Source organism: Oceanobacillus picturae (assembly GCF_000612865.1).
In the GTDB taxonomy this organism is placed as follows: domain Bacteria; phylum Bacillota; class Bacilli; order Bacillales; family Amphibacillaceae; genus Oceanobacillus_B; species Oceanobacillus_B jordanicus.
On record NZ_CCAX010000001.1, the window covers coordinates 1,250,301 to 1,267,875 of the forward strand.

Sequence of the window (17,575 nt, forward strand, 5' to 3'; positions counted from 1 at the left end):
CCTTTTATCGGAGGTTGGCTTAGTTGAAATTATTGGAGCATTATGAAGTGATTAACCGCAGTTTAAATGAAACAGAAGAAGAGGTTTCTATAACGGTAAATGAAATAGCTAATTTACTATCCTGTTCACATCGAAATGCCAAAATAATTATCCAGAACTTACAGGAGCAGAAATGGATTATGTGGAAATCTGGAATAGGTAGAGGGAATTATTCCACTCTTAAACTATTAAAAAATTTTGAGTTACTTGTGGTAGAACTAGCAAAAGTAACCATCACGCCTCATTCCATTGACCAAGCCATTACATTATTGAATAAATATCAGGTGAAGGATTCACTACAACGGGAGTTTATTGATTGGATCTTCCATTCCTACCTTAGTGAATACAAAGACCAATCATCAAATATGCACTCAAGGCTTCACTTTCCTTCCTATCGGCCACTACCAATTTTGGATCCAGCATTTGTATGTCGTCGTTCTGAAAACCATGTTATGCGCCATGTATTCAGCCAACTTGTTCAATTCAACCAAGATACGGGTGATTTTCTTCCTCATCTGGCTCATTTTTGGGAGCATAATCAAGACAACACGAAATGGATATTTTATCTGCAGAAAGGGGTCCATTTTCATCATGGGAAGAAGATGACTGCTGATGATGTATGCTATAGTTTTTGGCGTCACAAACAACCCACCTCAGCATACAGCTGGATGGTGCAAGACTTATATAAGGTATCAGCCATCCAACCATATATCGTTGAATTTCAGTTTAAGAAGCCATGTCCTTTCTTTTTACATATGGTAGCCTCATTAGGCGGGAGTATCCTGCCGAACGATAGGTCTAATAGAAAAAGATTCCCTCTTGGTACAGGGCCGTATAAGATAAGTGAAAATACCGACGAGAAATTGACGTTACATGTTTTTAACGACTATTTTTTAAGACGACCTTTCCTTGAAGAAATTAAGATCTACTTCTTCCCAAAACTTTATGATAATGCCACTGTTATTGATAGCGTACCAAATAGCTACAACATGAACTTTTACCATTATCCATATAAAGGACGTGAGCTGCACGATCTCGAGAAATACACTGCATTAGATCGAGGAAGCAAACTTCTTACCTTTAATAGAAAAAATGGGATTCTTGCAAACGACCCATTACTAAGAGAGGCGATCGTCCATTTGTTATCCCCTGAGAAGATGATTAGAGAATTAGGTGGTACTCGTCATAAAAAGGCTTCTCATCTACTTGAACAATTTGAACACGGTGACCTATCCCGATCAAAGAGAAGAGGTAGGGAGGCACTTGCTAAAAGTGATTACAAAGGAGAGCCGCTCGTTTTAGCAAGTTATACTGGAGCGGGGAACGAGGCTGACGGGCAATGGATTAAAGAGGAATTGCTAAAAGAAGGGATAAATGTATCTCTTACATTTCATTCGTATGAACACTTACATTCCCTGCCCCTTGAGCAAGAAACAGACCTTCTCTTAGGTGAACAATTAAGCTATGAAAGTGATTTATACACTTATTTGGCTGCATTCAAAGGGGATCATAATCTTTTAACTCGCCATCTATCAGAGGCTGATAAAAAAACACTGGAAATGTTAGGCGAAAACGAGCTCGATACCCTTTCTTTATGTAGGAAAGTGGAAGATAATAGCTTGCACCATAATGGGCATATTCACTTGTACCGTATCATTCAATCCGCGTTTTATCCGAGCTATGTAAAAGGTATTCACTTTAACGCTTTAGGCTGGATTGATTTTACGAAACTGTGGTATAAAGTGAAACGTTAATCAGTGGGGGTTCTTTCTTCCCCCATTGATTCTTAGTTGAACGAATCGGGCGTTAGTATCCGTTGACTCCCACTAAAACATCTCCATTTAACTTTATGTTTTGAAGTGGGAGACTTACGGATGGTTACTCTGGAAGAAAAAAGGTAGGAAGTACGTGAACTGTACTTACCTACCCTCTTTTTTATGCACTTTCTTCAACTAGTTGTGCAGAGTTTGCAGATGTCTTTTTTGAAGGAAGCATGTTAAAGATAATGTTCAATACGATAGCGGTGACACTTCCAGTAACAATACCATTACTTGTTAGGATTTGTAGGCTGTTTGGAAGTTGTGCAAATAATTCAGGAACTACTGTAACACCAAGCCCCATTCCAACTGAACACGCAATAATCATAGAATTTTCCGGTGAACTAGTTAGAACACTACCCAGCATTTTAATTCCTTGTGCAATGACCATACCGAACATTGCAATCATAGCCCCACCTAATACGGCAGTTGGGATAATGGTAGTTAGGGCAGCAATCTTTGGAACAAGTCCTAGTCCTACTAACATAATTCCAGCCGTCATAATAACTCTGATTGATTTAACACCGGTCATCTGAATAAGACCTACGTTTTGTGAAAAGGCGGTGTACGGGAATGCATTAAATAATCCTCCAAGTACTATGGCAAGACCTTCCGCGCGATACCCCTTCGTTAAATCTTTTTCTTTTAATTTCCGTTCTGTAATATCGCCTAGTGCAAAATAAACACCAGTTGACTCCACTAATGAAACGATCGCTACAAGTATCATTGTCAATATAGCTGACCATTCAAATGTTGGTGTCCCAAAGTAGAATGGTTGAACGATATGGAAGAAAGATGCCTCAGTGACAGCATCAAGGCTGACTTTTCCCATAAATGATGCAACCACTGTACCAATTACAATTCCAACGAGAATAGAGATAGAGCGTAGAAAGCCACTAGAGAATCGATACATCAAAACGATAAAAGTTAATGTACCAAAAGCCAATCCTATATTAGCAAGAGAACCGAAGTCACTTGCTCCTTCTCCGCCACCCATATTGTTAATCGCTACAGGAATAAGTGTTACCCCAATAATGGTTACAACAGAACCTGTTACCACTGGCGGGAAGAAACGAACTAATTTACCAAAGAATCCACTGATAAGAATAACGACAAGTCCAGAAACGAGGATTGCTCCGTAAATAGCTGATATTCCAAATTCTCCTCCAATGGCAATCATTGGACCGACTGCTGTAAATGTACAACCGAGAACCACTGGCAGACCGATCCCAAAAAAGCGATTGTTAAGAAGTTGCAGGATTGTTGCTACTCCACACATAAAAATATCAATTGCTACTAGATAAGTTAATTGCTCTGAGGTTAAACCTAGTGATTCTCCAACGATAAGTGGTACTAAAATTGCTCCTGCATACATTGCTAGGACATGCTGGATTCCAAGTGCTGCCGTCTTCATTTTAATGCCCCCTCTTTACGAAATGTAACGTTTCCTTCTGCTAAGGAATCAATGATAGCTAATGACTCGACTTGGATGCCTTTTTCACGGATCATTTTACCGCCATCCTGAAATCCTTTTTCAATAACAATCCCTACACCTGCAAGTGATGCTCCTGCCTGATTAAGAATATCCATTAAACCAAGAACCGCCTGTCCATTTGCCAAAAAGTCATCAATTACCAAAACGACATCATTTTGATTAATATATTCACTGGAAATGGAAATCTCATTTGTTTCTTTTTTAGTAAAAGAATGTACCTCCGCTGAATACAAATCATTTATTAAAGTAAGTGACTTGCGTTTTCTCGCAAACACAACGGGAACATTCATCGTAAGACCCGCCATAACAGAAGGAGCAATTCCTGACGATTCCAATGTCAGTATTTTTGTGACGCCAGCATCTGCAAAACGCGCTGCAAACTCCTCGCCAATTTGCCTCATTAACTTTGGATCAATTTGATGATTTAGAAAGGAATCCACTTTTAAAACCGTTTCTGATAAAACCTTACCTTCATTCAATATCTTGCTCTCTAGACTCTTCACGGTGCCTCTTCCTTTCCCTAATAAATAAATAAAAAAGCTTGAAGGATGCGACGCACTCAGACTATGAGTTGCGCACCCTTCAAGCTTTTGCCATTTGAAAGATAACGAAAAAACTACACCCGGTTAAAGGTATAATCCTTTCATTTATTACACTCATAGTCGGTTAATTTACGGTAAACCGGTAGAAACTCGTGGGCCATATCCCCACTATTATATGAATACTATTAAATTAGAATAGTACTAGTATAGCATGTGAAAGCTCAGTTTCAACCCTATCATGAAATAAAAAAACATTCAAAACATTTCGCTTTTAAACTTTGCTATTCCAACCATTCCAGAAACTCGATTCGATTACCGTATGGATCTTCTACATAAAAACGCGCAGCACCAGGTAGTCGATCATCCTCTTTATAGCTAATTCCATACATTTCAAGATGTTGTTTTAATGCAGACAAATTCCCAACGTGAATAGCTGGATGTGCTTTTTTTGCCGGTAAAAAGTCATCCTCTGCTCCAATGTGGATATGTACGTTACCAGCTTGAAACCATACTCCACCATTTTGCTTTAATGCTTTCGGTTTCTCCACCTCTTCAAAGCCCAATAACTTCCCGTAAAAATCCTTTGCCTGCTGTTCGGATCCAACAGGCGCTGCTAACTGAACATGATCAATCTCTTTAAAATAATACGACATCGTTATCCCCTCCTATCACTAGTTTAATGCTTGTAATGATGGGTAAGATAATACTTATTTATAATCGGATCGGAAAAGTTATGCTTATCATGCTTAGAAAACGTTAGAATAACTCGCCTTCGCTCTTCTGTATATGTACGTTTTCCTTATATTTCAGCTTTAAAAGTGTTTCTCGGCTATATCCAAACGTACAAAAAAGGATCAGTCCCAAAAGGAACTGATCCTGGTTAATTGTATTAGTTACAGGCCACAATTGCCGTATTGATTATAAAAAGTTTTAAACCACCACTTCACCAAGTGGGTGTTTGCAGAAACCATCCTGTCTTCCGCTACGCTATGGCGGCACGACATTATTGTTCCGATGTAAAACTCCCTATTATATCATTAGAGGTTAAAACTTAATTAAATACGTACATTGCAGCTTGTATTAATATAATATACTTTTTACGTTGTTTTATCAATGGTAAAATTATACTAATTTACCTCGCCATTAACGGGGATACGACCAAGTAATTTGACCTTCCCAACTAAAAAAGCAGTTCAAAGACCTCAGTCAATTCTTTGACACGCTGATCGTATTGAACATTTTTAGCATAATCGAGTTCATTCTCTAACACATCATGCAGATAGGTCATTTCTCCATCCTCAAGGTCTTTAACAAACTCTCCTTCACCTGCATAAGTCTTTGCTTGTAGCTTGTTTATAATCTGCTGACACATCTCATTTTCTTGATAATTGGCTAGTGATTCTCTGAGGTAATCCAATGTATGATCGATAATGCACACCTCTTATATCTTTGAATTTTTCTTTTTAGCACGTTGTTCTAATTGAGACTTTGGCTGATGGTCTACGGTGTCCTCTGTCTGACCTTGAGGATTAACACTTGTGGTTACACGTCGTTTGCTCCAGCTGTCCTTTTTCTCACTCATCCCAACACCTCCTATCACTAGCTTTTTCATTTTCACACTTGTCTATTCTTTTTAAAGTTGATCCATCGTATACAGATAACATTTTGCACATTAAAAGGAGCATCCGTCTTAAACGATGCTCCTTTATTAAACAAGTTAGTTTATGTTTCCATATTGATCTCTTAACGCCCTTTTCAATACTTTACCACTCGGATTTTTCGGTAGAACATCTGTAAACTCCACCTGTTTTGGCACTTTAAAAGTAGACAAACGTTCACGGCAAAATGCCATAACCTCCTCTTCTGATAGAGAAGCCCCTTTCTTGGGGACAATAATCGCTGTTACAGCCTCTATCCAATAAGGATCAGGAATGCTGATTACCGCAACCTCTGAGACACCTTCCATTTGATAAAGGCTTTCCTCTACTTCTCTACTGGAGACATTGACTCCACCTGTATTAATCATATCCTTTTTACGATCAATAATCGTAATATATCCTTCTTCATCCATCGTCCCTAGATCCCCGCTATGGAACCATCCATCCTGAAAAGCTTCAGCTGTTTTTTCCGGATCATGTAAATAACCCTTCATTGCATGTGAGGTGCGATGGACAATTTCACCGATCTCTCCTCTGGCTACTTCCACCCCGTTCTCTCCCACAATCTTTGTCTGGACATTTAAGGTTGGTTTCCCTGCTGAGCCAAGCTTTCGAAGCTGATCTTCTGGTTGAAGTGCGGTTGCAAGAGGTGCAACCTCTGTCTGCCCGTAAAAGTTCCAAAACCTTGCATTAGGCAGCCTTTCCGCAAGCTCTTTTAAAATTTCTTTTGGCATAATAGCAGCACCATAGTAACATTTTTCCAATGTTGATAAATCATAGTTATCAAATTCTGGATGTCTTAGTAAAGCAATCCATACTGTAGGTGGACAAAACAACTGTGTTGCTCCCTCTTCCTCGATGGTACGCAAAAGGCTTTCTGGATCAGCTTGGCTCAGAATGATTCCGCTTGATCCAATATAAATACTCGGTCCAAGAAAAACATGCAGCTGGGCACTGTGATAAAGTGGCAATGCGTGAATCGCAATATCTTTTTCTTCCATTTTCCCATCAATAATACTACTGACATATTCACTGATAATGCTCTTATGTGTCAACATAACCCCTTTAGGTCGGGATTCTGTTCCACTCGTATAAAGGACATGGGCAAGGTCATCGTCATCAAGATCGGCCAAAACCGGGACAGTTAATTCGTCCTTCCTCGCAGAAGACAGAGTTGTCCAGTCGGGTTGGAGCCCTTCCTGACTTGCAGGTACATCTATAAGATACCGAAACTGAATAGTCAATTCTTGAGCTGCCTGATCAAGTAATACAGCATACTCTTCTGAAGCAATTAGCCCCATCACTTCCGCATGATGCAAAATATAGGAAACATCGTCCCGTGAAAGCATGTAATTAACAGGAATCATAACCGCGCCAATTCTCGCCAGCGCAAACATAGCTGTCACAAAATCCTGACTGTTTTTTGACATGATTACAATATGGTCGCCTTTTTTCATCCCTGCATTTACAAAGGCATTAGCAGTTTGATTTACCATATTATCAAGCTCTGAATACGTAATCCACTCTCCTTTGTAAGCGATTGCATTTTTATCAGGATTGCGTTCCTTTGTTCTCTCCAACAGATCTCCCAACGTATTTCTTCTAGCCCTTTTCAATAGTAGGTTTACCTGTTCTTGCCCCTTTGTTTCCAAACCCATCCCCCACTCTCTTGTATTTAATACTGAAAATTCTTTCTATTAGTTTAATTCAAACTAATTCAGAAATCAAGCTTAGGTATATTCTCACGGGGGTTGAGAGTTTTATTTAGACAAATAAAAACTCCCTCTAGCTGAATGGGAGTAGAGGGAGTGAAATCTGCAATTTAATGTTACGTTTATCTGTATTAGTATGTTACGGCTTCTCATATTTTCTAACTAAATTATATGCCACAATGTAAAGTGAAACTTCAATCAGTGGGGATTTTTCTTTCTTCCCCCCACTGATTGTTAGTTGAACGAATCGGGGTGTTAGCGTCCGTTTACTCCCACTAAAAACTAACGGTTTCACCTCATGTTTTGAAGTGGGAGTATTACGGACGGTTGCACCGGGGTATATCAGCATCATAACAATCCAAGCTAAAATACTTACATTTCCCTGTGAAAAGAGAGGATAATCGTTGTTTAGATAAATAAAAATATGAATTAGAATCGAGATTGGACTAATAATGATGCCTAAAAGCAATAGTTTTTTCATTAGCTCTGAAATCTTCATCCTTAGGTCCCCCCTTTGTAGTTTTTCACTAAAAATAAATGCGTTTACTACGCTGGGTGCGTTTTGCTTTAGGTGGATAATATCCACGCTCATAAATTCTGCCTTTGCTCATTTGGCAGCTTTCCAAAAACGAATCTACAGTATCTGTTCCATATTCCCTTAATGCTTGCATGAATATCTTCGCTGCAACTCGTGCATCTTCTAACCCATGGTGATGCTCAAATGTGATGGAATGATGAGCAGCAACCGTGTTTAGTTTATGATTCATTAGATCAGGCCAGACCTTCCTGGAGATATTTGCTGTACACAAGTAGTCCATTTCCGGATATGGTAGTTGAAAGTAATCAAGCGTCTGTCTAATTACACTCATATCAAAACTAGCATTGTGTGCCAGCACGATATTGTTCGATAAATACTTATCTAGAACAGGCCATATTTCCGGAAAGGTCGGTGCGTCCTCTACGTCTCTATCGGTAATACCGTGAACTCGCACATTGAATGGACTAAAAGCAGTAATTGGATTTATTAAGCTATAGTACTCTTCAAGGATTTCTTTTTCATTTGCTACTACAATCCCAACTGCGCATGGGCTGTGGCGCTTTTCATTAGCCGTTTCAAAATCAATGGATACGAATTTCATTTCGCTTCCCCTCCTTACTTTTCCTCTTCCTGTGAGTGGACGATATCCCACGGTGTGATGATACCAAGAAGTTTTTCTTCTGAATCCCCACTTTTTGTAATGAGTAATGCTTCCAATCGACTTCCTTCCCCAATGGTACCTCTAAAATATTCCGACGCATCATTTTGCGTGGTGTCCTGGCTAATAAACTGATAGTTATCAACCGTTTGATACGTTAACACATCACGAAGTCTTGTTTCTTTTATAGTTGAATGACTGATCTCAAGGTTTTCTGCAAGCCATCTTGTAATCCCTTTTTGAGTGAGAAGCCCCTTAAAGACCCTTTCGTTGTAAATGGGGAATTTCGATATCCCTTTCTCACGAATGATAGTCAGCAGTTTTTCAAGTGGGTCATCCTCCTGAAATGTATGCACCGCGCGTGAATATGCTGGCATTACTTTTATAGGCTCTGACAATTCTTTTTCTATTAACTCTATTCTTTCAACAACGGAATCATGTGGCTCAGCGATTGCATGGGTCATATCGACCTTGTTATGTACAATAGCATTTCGCAGTTCCGCATATTCCAGTAAGTCCTCGCTATATCTTCTAATGATAGTATTTGAATTACTAAGGATACGCACTGATCGTGAAAAACTCATATCCTTACGATAAACCATTAATGCTTTTATCTCTTTCTCTACTCGATTAAACGTTGCCAAAAATTTCTCTGAATTCTTATACACAACATCGCTCCTATGGAAAACGTATACTACCCATTTTAGACGAAAATCGCTAAAGTTAAAAGGAGACGCCTTTTATTTCACGTGGAGAAGTAAAAATGCCGAATAGAGAGTATAGTCGACACAGTTGAAATTTTGAGGTATCAAGTTTTAGAAAAACGTACCTATTCCATAAAAAGCGAGCGAATGCGAGTTTTTCTATGTATATATTTATTAGTACAATTTATTAGTACTCTCTATAAGTAACAAGAAAAGGAGCAATGAAAGAACCAGTTAACAAAACGAAAAATGCTCCTCCAAATGTCAACATAATATTATGTAAAGGCGCAAGAAAGTAACCAACAAAAAACATTGGCAAGATAGTTAATAGAACAAAAGTAAATCTACCAGAAATTTTTATCCTATGTATCGAACCGCATTTTTTACAATGAATAGGTTTATAATTCCACCATAGGGATTTCAAAATTTCACTCCAACTGAATGATGCATTGCATTTATCACACCTTTGCAGCATACAAAAATCCCCCCTCATCATTTCCTTATCATATTTTTATTACCCGCTTATATTAGGTAATAGAGTTTGTAGTTCAATTAAATCATCTATCACGAAATTAGCTTGTGAAAGCTCTGCTTCTTGTGCAAAATCAAAATTACATCCAATTGATACTAAGCCATTGTCTTTAGCAGCATTTATATCTGATAGTCGGTCTCCAATGACTGCTCCTTTAGTTATATCGTATTTTTTAATAATACTTTGCACTAAATCCGATTTATTTAACGAATCAATTTGTTGTATACTGAAAGTTTCCGTAACCCAATGGTCTAAATTATAATACTTCACAATTGCTTTTAAATATTCAACCAGACCATTACTTGCTATGTAAATGGAACAATTATTTTCTTTCAAATAACGAAATATTTCTTTAACATTAGGATATAGTGAACCATTACCATTTCTTATGTTTTCTACTAATCTTTCTAAAAAATAAGAGTCAACTTCTTCTCTTACCTTTCGGGAATGATCTGGTAATAAGGTTTCCCACACTTTCGGCAAGGGTGCGCCCATTATTTCCCGATACTTATCAATAGGAGTATCAGTATTCCACTCACTTTTTGACCTTAAGTAAGCAAAAGTATCATCAAGTGATAACTCTAAAATTTTATCTGTTTGAAAAAGCGTTCCATCCATATCGAAAATTAGTGACTGTGACATTAATTTTTCTCCCTGTCCTTTCAGTTTCTATCTCTGCATATTTATTAATCCTTAAAGAACGATCACTGTATAATAATCACTCCCGGCGTATTGCTTAATTTCTGTTATATTCACCACTTTCACTCGCACCTAGAAAATTTGTTTTTAATTCAATCTCATTTAAGGTTTTATCGAAATAAACTTTATAAGCCTTGGCGTTAATCCTTGAACTAACAACGGAACTCAATGCATGGTCAATGTAGTGAAGGGTAACACCATCATCAGTTGCAATCCCAGGCTTAATCTCACCTTTAGCTACTTGTTCTTGATAAGAAGGCCTTCTATTAGATTCCCCATCATAATGGGGGCAATTACTACCTTGTAGGAAGCCTAAACATTTTAATGGTTCAAGTTTGTCTCCAAATGAATCAGTAATCCCTTCCTCAAACCAACAGATTGAACCTGCACTGATGCCTGCTAATACAATCCCTTGTTCCCAAGCTTTCTTTAAAATGGTGTCTACTCCCCATTCTTTCCATAAAGTTAGTAAATTTTTGGTGTTGCCACCTCCAACGTAAATAATGTCCTGTTCTAAAAGAAAGCTCTCAAAATCTCTAGTATGTGGTTTAAATAAGGAGAGGTGTGAAGGTTTACAATTTTGCTGTTCAAAGAAATCGTAAAATCGCGATATGTAGTTATCTGAATCTCCACTTGCGGTCGGTAAAAAACAGATATTGGGGGTTATTTTTGACGATTGGTTTAGTATATATAAATCTAACAGAGGATTGTCTGGCTCCATAGAGAATCCTCCGCCTCCAAGAGCAATTATTTGTCGCATCTAATTTCCTCCTACCTGTTTTTCTCCGAATTCAACTCTACGATTACAATAAGACTTAAGTTAATCATGATGTTTCGTTTCACCAAATATAAATCGATCATAAGAATTCCAAACATGCAGATCATCCGCAATGTATCCCCGCAACCATAGTTCTCCCTTAACATTCCTTAGGTAAAATCCTTTTGGAAATTCATCATCCGCACTAACTATTTCTGAATCTATTGTAATAGACCCAGAAGGCGCATCCCCTTGTTGAGAATCTCTCTTTTTATCACTTTCTGGCTGATCAAAGTATGTCAGCCTTAAATATGGCCCCAGTTCAAGTGGACACAAATTTAGACCAAGTTCGCTCGCTTGTCTGAAGATCTGTGGCATCGTTGCACCATTAGGAAAGCCGAGATCCTTTACGGTTAATTCAACGGTCTTTAGGCTGTACTCTGTTAGTTCCCACAGGAAGTACGGAAGCGTAAAAATTTTGGTACAACCAAGTACTTGTAGTCCTTTTTTGGACTTCCCCAATCTTTTCGCCTTTTGTGTACTCCTTGACGTCAATCCATTCCCTATCTGAAGCATTAGAATAAACTAGACCGTCTAAACGAAGAATATCAGCTCCAGGGTTACTTTTTAAGATCTCTTTTGCAGTAGGATTATCTGAATGATAGCCAGACGGAAATTTATCAGTAAGAGCCATATAACTAAACGAAACAAATAGCACGATACCAATAAATACCACAAGTCTTTTCATAATGACCTCCTAACTAAACCCACTATCTAGACTAAGAGTCTTTTGTACGCAAACAGAGTAACCACCTCAAATAAACAGGAGTGAAACATGCTTATATAGTATTCTCGATACTACCATGCAACTTCATCAAAATAATGCCCAACATCTCGCCTATGACACGGGCACTACGTTGAAGCTACACTCGCAAAGTGCCCATCACACCCAAATAACGATCTATACGTCATCAACACTCTCTCCAAATAGTGAATAGCTAATTTCCAAACCGGAAATTAGCTAACCTATCCTCTTTTAATTAGGGAGCAAAAACTATATTAGAAACTGTTATGGCAGTTCATTTCCAGCTGCACGATAAATTTCATACCACTCTTCCCTACTCAAAACAAGTTCAGATGCATCTGCTATAGTAGACAGTCGCTCCGTATTCATTGTGCCAACCACTGTTTGAATCTTTGCTGGATGTCGTAGGATCCAAGCAACTGCGATCGTCGTTTTCGTTACATTGTATTTTTCAGCAATGTTCCCCAATACGCTGTTTAGTTCTGGAAATTTATCATTATCGATAAATACTCCTTCAAAGAACCCATATTGAAATGGCGACCATGCTTGAATCGTCATATTGTTTAACCTGCTATAGTCTAGTACACTACCATCCCGGTCAACACCATTAGGATGCTTCGTATTTACCTGTAAACCAGTATCAATCATGCCTGTATGCATCACGCTGAGCTGTAATTGATTTACGATTAAGTCCTGCTCTACATATTTTTTTAAGAGCTCAATTTGCATTGGATTGTGATTACTCACACCAAAATTCCGTACCTTCCCGCTTTTTTCCAGTGATGAAAATGCCTCCGCAACTTCTTCTGGTTCCATTAATGCGTCCGGACGATGAAGTAACAATACATCAAGATAGTCTGTCTGAAGTCGCTGTAAAATACTATCTACTGAAGAAAGAATATGGGATGTTGAAAAATCAAAGAATCCATTTCTAATACCGCATTTTGATTGCAAGATCATTTTTTCACGAGTTGACGGATTCATGTCAACAGCCTTCGCAAAAATCTCTTCTGAGGCTCCCCCACCGTATATGTCTGCATGGTCATAGAAATTTATCCCCAGATCCATAGCATGATGTACAACATTTTTTGCTTTATCATCCGTAAGCCCACTTAATCTCATACATCCTAGCGAAATGTTTGATACCTCTAGCTCACTTGTTCCTAATTGCATTCTTTTCAACTAAATCCCTCCTCAACTTAGTTCTATTCTAGCATCTTGCTCGAACGATGAATAGAAAATTGACTAAAAATTCTTTATACAAAAAAAGATGAATCGCTTAGATTAACGATTCATCTTTTTACTTATGTGTTTTTTAACTCTCTGACCGAGACAGTCCTCTTCTCTTCCAGCCTATCCAAGAAACGATAATCGCAATTACGAGAGCGAATCCGAGATAGCCTGTGAAAGGGTAAAGCGTATTTACAAGTTTAGTAAACCCGACAAAGCTTGAGGCAAATGCAAGAAGACTAATCATAACGACAATCTTTTTAAAAGATGGCTTGTCCGGCTTAACAAACCTGGTCGTAAAGGTATACAACATGCCGACGGCCGTATTAAAAATCATTCCTAGTAATGCAATGGACATCAACACGCCAACAATTGGCGAGATTTCCGTTGCAAGCAAAAGTGTTGGCATATCTACTGTTAATACTCGATCTATGTTGAAAAACAACCCAATATTAATGATGAATAGTAAGATACCAAGCCCTACTCCGCCCAAAAGTCCACCTCTTGATATGCTCCCTATTTCCTTTTCGGAGGAACCCATCACAATAAGCATGGAAAAAGCCAGCACGATATTAAAAGAAACATATAATGCTGCACTAACAAACCAGTTAGACGCAGCTGCTGTTTGTGAATCAGCAATGGCGCTCATTTGGTGTATGCTTAAGTCACTATTGAATAATGAAAAGCCAACAACTACAAACATCAATAAAAATAAATAAGGTGTTATTAAGCTAATGACTGAAATAATCTTTTTAACATTTAAGCATAATGTGGCAATTACTAGTAATGTTAGTATAAAGTTGCCCAAAATAGCAGAAATACCGAACTGCTGTTCAAAGATCGAGCCACTTCCTGCAATCATAATAACCGCAACGCCAAATAAGAAAAAGGTTAAGATGATATCCACAAAAAAACCTATGTATTTGCCGCATATTTTATAAATGACAACCTTATGGGAGGTTGTTTGCATGTGCTGTCCAAGTTGGAGTACATGCATCCCCAAAAATGCAAATAGAATGGTTGAAATAACCGTTCCTGCAAGTCCATACCAACCGAAAGCAGTGAAAAACTGTAATACTTCTTGCCCTGAAGCAAATCCGGCACCTACAATGACACCGATATAAGCTCCAGCTATTTGTAAGGTTTTTTTCATATGTTGCCCTTCCCTTTCTAAGCTGTTCCACCCTTTTATGTTTCCAATACCAAGCTAATTTTATCACTCTAACCAAGTTTTAGAAAATTTTGGTTCTATGTCAAATGTGGTGGTGGGTTGAATCAACCCATCACCTTTTTCATTTCTTGTTGCCAGAGAATTTTCTTCTTTAATCTCTCGAAGCCTTTGATTCCATAAGAATTGCGTTTTATTACTTTAATCGTGTTGTTCACACCTTCGATGTATCCATTGTTATAAGGATATACAAAGGCTTGTAAAATCTCTTGTCTCCAATTTAAAAAGGTTTTTCTCACACGATGAAAGGCTTCAATCCTTGATCTCTTTATGGATGCTAAACAATGATCTAGGTTTTTACTCGCCGTTTGATGATCACTTTCCTTAAACCATTTCTCCATCATGACCTTCAATTGGTAGGCCTCTCTTAAACGGGTATCAATCTCTAGAAGCTTTTCAACTTTTTCTTCTTGGTCTTCGTCCAGATTAAAATGTGACTTCCATAATAACTTCTTACCTCGCTTCATTTGGAGGCGGATGGGTTTATCGACATCTGCTTGCACTTGTCGTCTCACTTCATCCAAAGCCCAATACACTTGACGCATGAAATGGAAACGATCAGCGATAATAAGCGGATGATCAAGCACATCACAGACAGCTTTCTTGAACCACTTCGACATGTCCATGACGACAATTTCCACTTGACCTGTATCGCGGGAACGCAGATACTTTTTAATGGTATCCACTTTCCGATCTTCTAAAATATCAATAATATGTTTATTTTCCACATCGACAATGACCGTTTGAAACCGTTCGCCTCCGGCGTCACCTTTAAATTCATCTATGGCTATCGCTCTCGGGAGTACTCGGTTTGTCTTTATGTTTCGACGATCAAACAGTCGCAAAAGGCGAGTGTCCGTCAGGCCAGTCCATCTCGCAGCTGTTTTAAATGAGCTGGAAGATGTATACATCAAAGCTTCTGCTTGCACAGAGGTGGTACAACGTTGATAGCGATCTACCATTTGAAGTCGTTCGTAAAAGGTCTTACCACAATCCTTGCACAAATATCTGCGTTTCCGAAGGAATAGTTTTACCTGTTGGTTAGGTAATACGGGACCTTGAATCGGTTGAATTCGATAACTATGAACCCGTTTGGTTTTACATCGGCAGAACGGACATTTCTGCTGACGTTTTTCAGTATAAAGTTCAACAATCAAGGCATCCGAACCCTGAGATATATCCCACACCTTCACATTATTATCTTTTATCCCTAACATTTCTATGATAAAATGGTTTTGCATTCGTTCTCTCTCCTTTGCCTTTTGTGTCGCAACTTTAGGGTATCAAAAGAGAGAGAACAGTGCATTTTTTTTACATCTTTAAAACATTGGCAGGACAAGAAGCACCACCACATTCATTGTAGAGCCAAAATTTTACGAAACATTAAGTTAAAAAACCTCCTTTACGTAACAAAAACCATGGACCTAATAAGATCCACGGCTTTTTTTACGATATCAACAAACAATTCTGTTTAGGTTTTTTCCTCATAATCTTAACTAGCATAAGCTGTGCGCATGTCTTTCCTTGTCTTTTGTTTCATAAGTTTCCTAATAAACCAGACGAGGACAACTGTCCATATAACTCCCCCAATAATCATAGAAACAACGTAATCCATTTGAAATCCTTCCGGGGCATAGAAAATATATGTGCTGACAACCCCTGTCATAAATAGTGCAGGCACACTACAAATCCAATGGAATTTATGATTTTTCAGCAAGTACATAGCTCCAGTCCAAAGCATAAATGTGGCCACGACCTGATTTGACCAGCCAACATAGCGCCATAAAAAGCTGTAATCAATTGTTGATAGTAAAAATGCTGGAATAGCGACAGGAATAACAAGTAAGGCCACCGTTTTCTTTCCTGTCATTTCTTTCTTAGTAATTTGATTTATTAATTCGCCCAGCATCATTCTGGAAGAGCGAAGTGCTGTATCTCCAGTTGTAATAGGTAAAATAATTACCCCAAGCACAGCCAGAATCCCGCCAAATGCTCCAAGTGTAGAGATGCTAATTTCATTTACGACTGCTGATGGGCCACCTGCATTCAATGCTTCCTGTAAACCTGTTGTTCCATTGAAAAAGGCCATTCCTGCTGCAGCCCACACAAGTGCAATGATACCTTCACTAATCATGGCACCATAGAAAACTTTTCTTCCTTCACTCTCTTTCTTGAGCGTCCTGGCGAGAATTGGACTTTGGGTACTATGAAACCCAGAAATCGCTCCACATGATATTGTTACCATTAACAGAGGCCAGATTGGCAACTCACCAGGATGCATATTTTGCAAGGTTAGATTTGGAACTGGGTTATCAAAAAAGAAGATACCAATCCCAATCGAGACCGCCATAAAGATTAATATCCCACCAAAAATAGGATAAATCTTACCAATTATCTTATTTACCGGCAGCACCGTTGCTAATAAGAAATAAGCAAATACAATGATGAGACATGCCATAAAACTAAGTGGTGTCAGCTGTGAAATCAGCTGAGCTGGCGCTGCTGTAAAGGCAGCTGCAACCAAAATCATTAATAAAATAGATAAGACCGTTATAAATGATTTCGCATATTTTCCTAAGTATTTCCCAACTATATTTGGAAACTGTGCACCTCCATGACGAAGTGACAGCATACCTGAAAAGTAATCATGAACTGCTCCTGCAAAAATAGATCCGACTACAATCCAGATAAAAGCAACAGGACCATAAAGCGCTCCAAGAATTGCACCGAAAATAGGACCGGTTCCAGCGATGTTCAGAAGTTGAATAAGGATTGCCTTCCACCAGCTCATTGGCATATAATCCAAGCCGTCCTGTTTGGAGTAGGCAGGTGTACGTTGTCTATCGTTGATGCCAAAAATTCGTTCTACCACCTTCCCGTATATGAAATAACCTACTAGTAGTAACAAGATTGATGCTACAAATGTGACCATCACTGAACCTCCTTCAAAAAGAATTTTAAAAATTATTCTATATCCAAATCTTTTAAAATGCAAGGTGTTTTTAGAAAATTACTTCATTATTTCAATTATTAACGTGAAAGGACCTCAATTCATGAACTTACTTTTTTTCTTATCACATCCATCACTAAAAAAATAAAGTAAATTATTTTTTAAATTGCTTAAATTTATTGACAATCATCACAATTCTGCTATGCTGAAA

The 17,575-nt window shown here is 38.3% G+C and carries 18 protein-coding genes, 1 other RNA gene and 1 riboswitch; of the genes, 1 reads left to right on the forward strand and 18 read right to left on the reverse strand.

The window, feature by feature from the left end; translation table 11 throughout:
- The first annotated feature begins 23 nt into the window (after window positions 1-23).
- Window positions 24-1,793 (forward strand): ABC transporter substrate-binding protein, encoded by a 1,770-nt coding sequence (locus BN988_RS06285; RefSeq protein WP_036574262.1) that lies wholly within the window; start codon window positions 24-26, stop codon window positions 1,791-1,793.
- 181 nt (window positions 1,794-1,974) lie between these two features.
- Here the strand turns inward: BN988_RS06285 and BN988_RS06290 are convergent, their stop codons facing one another.
- From BN988_RS06290 to BN988_RS06370, 18 genes are all read right to left on the reverse strand, one after another.
- Window positions 1,975-3,270, reverse strand: a complete 1,296-nt coding sequence (locus BN988_RS06290) for a nucleobase:cation symporter-2 family protein (protein WP_036574265.1) — start codon at window positions 3,268-3,270, stop codon at window positions 1,975-1,977.
- Window positions 3,267-3,854: a xanthine phosphoribosyltransferase gene (locus BN988_RS06295; RefSeq protein ID WP_036574268.1), complete on the reverse strand. Its 588-nt coding sequence runs from the start codon at window positions 3,852-3,854 to the stop codon at window positions 3,267-3,269. Before BN988_RS06295 ends, BN988_RS06290 begins: the two co-directional genes overlap by 4 nt.
- A gap of 136 nt (window positions 3,855-3,990) precedes the next feature.
- Window positions 3,991-4,092: riboswitch (purine riboswitch) on the reverse strand.
- Between the two features lie 82 nt (window positions 4,093-4,174).
- Window positions 4,175-4,546, reverse strand: coding sequence for a VOC family protein (locus BN988_RS06300; protein ID WP_036574270.1), 372 nt, complete (start codon window positions 4,544-4,546; stop codon window positions 4,175-4,177).
- A 240-nt stretch (window positions 4,547-4,786) separates the two neighbouring features.
- Window positions 4,787-4,973, reverse strand: a non-coding RNA gene (ssrS, locus tag BN988_RS18600) — 6S RNA.
- A gap of 100 nt (window positions 4,974-5,073) precedes the next feature.
- Window positions 5,074-5,331, reverse strand: coding sequence for a sporulation protein (locus BN988_RS06305; RefSeq protein ID WP_390620559.1), 258 nt, complete (start codon window positions 5,329-5,331; stop codon window positions 5,074-5,076).
- Window positions 5,332-5,334: 3 nt separating this feature from the next.
- Window positions 5,335-5,475, reverse strand: a complete 141-nt coding sequence (sspL, locus tag BN988_RS18605) for a small, acid-soluble spore protein L (RefSeq protein ID WP_081779369.1) — start codon at window positions 5,473-5,475, stop codon at window positions 5,335-5,337.
- A gap of 135 nt (window positions 5,476-5,610) precedes the next feature.
- Window positions 5,611-7,203, reverse strand: coding sequence for a fatty acyl-CoA synthetase (locus BN988_RS06310; protein WP_390620560.1), 1,593 nt, complete (start codon window positions 7,201-7,203; stop codon window positions 5,611-5,613).
- Between the two features lie 199 nt (window positions 7,204-7,402).
- Window positions 7,403-7,762: a hypothetical protein gene (locus BN988_RS06315; RefSeq protein ID WP_036574273.1), complete on the reverse strand. Its 360-nt coding sequence runs from the start codon at window positions 7,760-7,762 to the stop codon at window positions 7,403-7,405.
- A gap of 28 nt (window positions 7,763-7,790) precedes the next feature.
- The gene (locus tag BN988_RS06320) at window positions 7,791-8,402 is read right to left on the reverse strand and encodes a 3'-5' exonuclease (RefSeq protein WP_036574276.1); all 612 of its coding nucleotides are present in this window, start codon (window positions 8,400-8,402) and stop codon (window positions 7,791-7,793) included.
- 14 nt (window positions 8,403-8,416) lie between these two features.
- Window positions 8,417-9,127, reverse strand: coding sequence for a CBS domain-containing protein (locus tag BN988_RS06325; RefSeq protein WP_036574279.1), 711 nt, complete (start codon window positions 9,125-9,127; stop codon window positions 8,417-8,419).
- 223 nt (window positions 9,128-9,350) lie between these two features.
- Window positions 9,351-9,659 carry a TIGR04104 family putative zinc finger protein gene (locus BN988_RS19410; RefSeq protein WP_081779370.1) on the reverse strand — a complete coding sequence of 103 codons (309 nt, stop codon included), beginning with the start codon at window positions 9,657-9,659 and terminating at the stop codon, window positions 9,351-9,353.
- An 18-nt stretch (window positions 9,660-9,677) separates the two neighbouring features.
- A complete protein-coding gene (locus BN988_RS06335) occupies window positions 9,678-10,337 on the reverse strand; it encodes an HAD family hydrolase (protein WP_036574284.1) in 660 nt (219 codons plus the stop codon).
- Between the two features lie 94 nt (window positions 10,338-10,431).
- Entirely contained in the window at window positions 10,432-11,154 is a 723-nt protein-coding gene (locus BN988_RS06340) for a Type 1 glutamine amidotransferase-like domain-containing protein (protein ID WP_036574287.1), read from the reverse strand.
- Between the two features lie 60 nt (window positions 11,155-11,214).
- Window positions 11,215-11,727 carry a hypothetical protein gene (locus BN988_RS18795; RefSeq protein WP_051557713.1) on the reverse strand — a complete coding sequence of 171 codons (513 nt, stop codon included), beginning with the start codon at window positions 11,725-11,727 and terminating at the stop codon, window positions 11,215-11,217.
- Between the two features lie 493 nt (window positions 11,728-12,220).
- Window positions 12,221-13,138, reverse strand: coding sequence for an aldo/keto reductase (locus BN988_RS06355; RefSeq protein ID WP_036574288.1), 918 nt, complete (start codon window positions 13,136-13,138; stop codon window positions 12,221-12,223).
- Between the two features lie 133 nt (window positions 13,139-13,271).
- Window positions 13,272-14,339 (reverse strand): YkvI family membrane protein, encoded by a 1,068-nt coding sequence (locus BN988_RS06360; RefSeq protein ID WP_036574289.1) that lies wholly within the window; start codon window positions 14,337-14,339, stop codon window positions 13,272-13,274.
- Window positions 14,340-14,461: 122 nt separating this feature from the next.
- Window positions 14,462-15,655: an ISL3 family transposase gene (locus tag BN988_RS06365; protein ID WP_036573351.1), complete on the reverse strand. Its 1,194-nt coding sequence runs from the start codon at window positions 15,653-15,655 to the stop codon at window positions 14,462-14,464.
- A gap of 251 nt (window positions 15,656-15,906) precedes the next feature.
- Entirely contained in the window at window positions 15,907-17,346 is a 1,440-nt protein-coding gene (locus BN988_RS06370) for a carbon starvation CstA family protein (protein ID WP_036574291.1), read from the reverse strand.
- Between the last annotated feature and the right edge of the window lie 229 nt (window positions 17,347-17,575).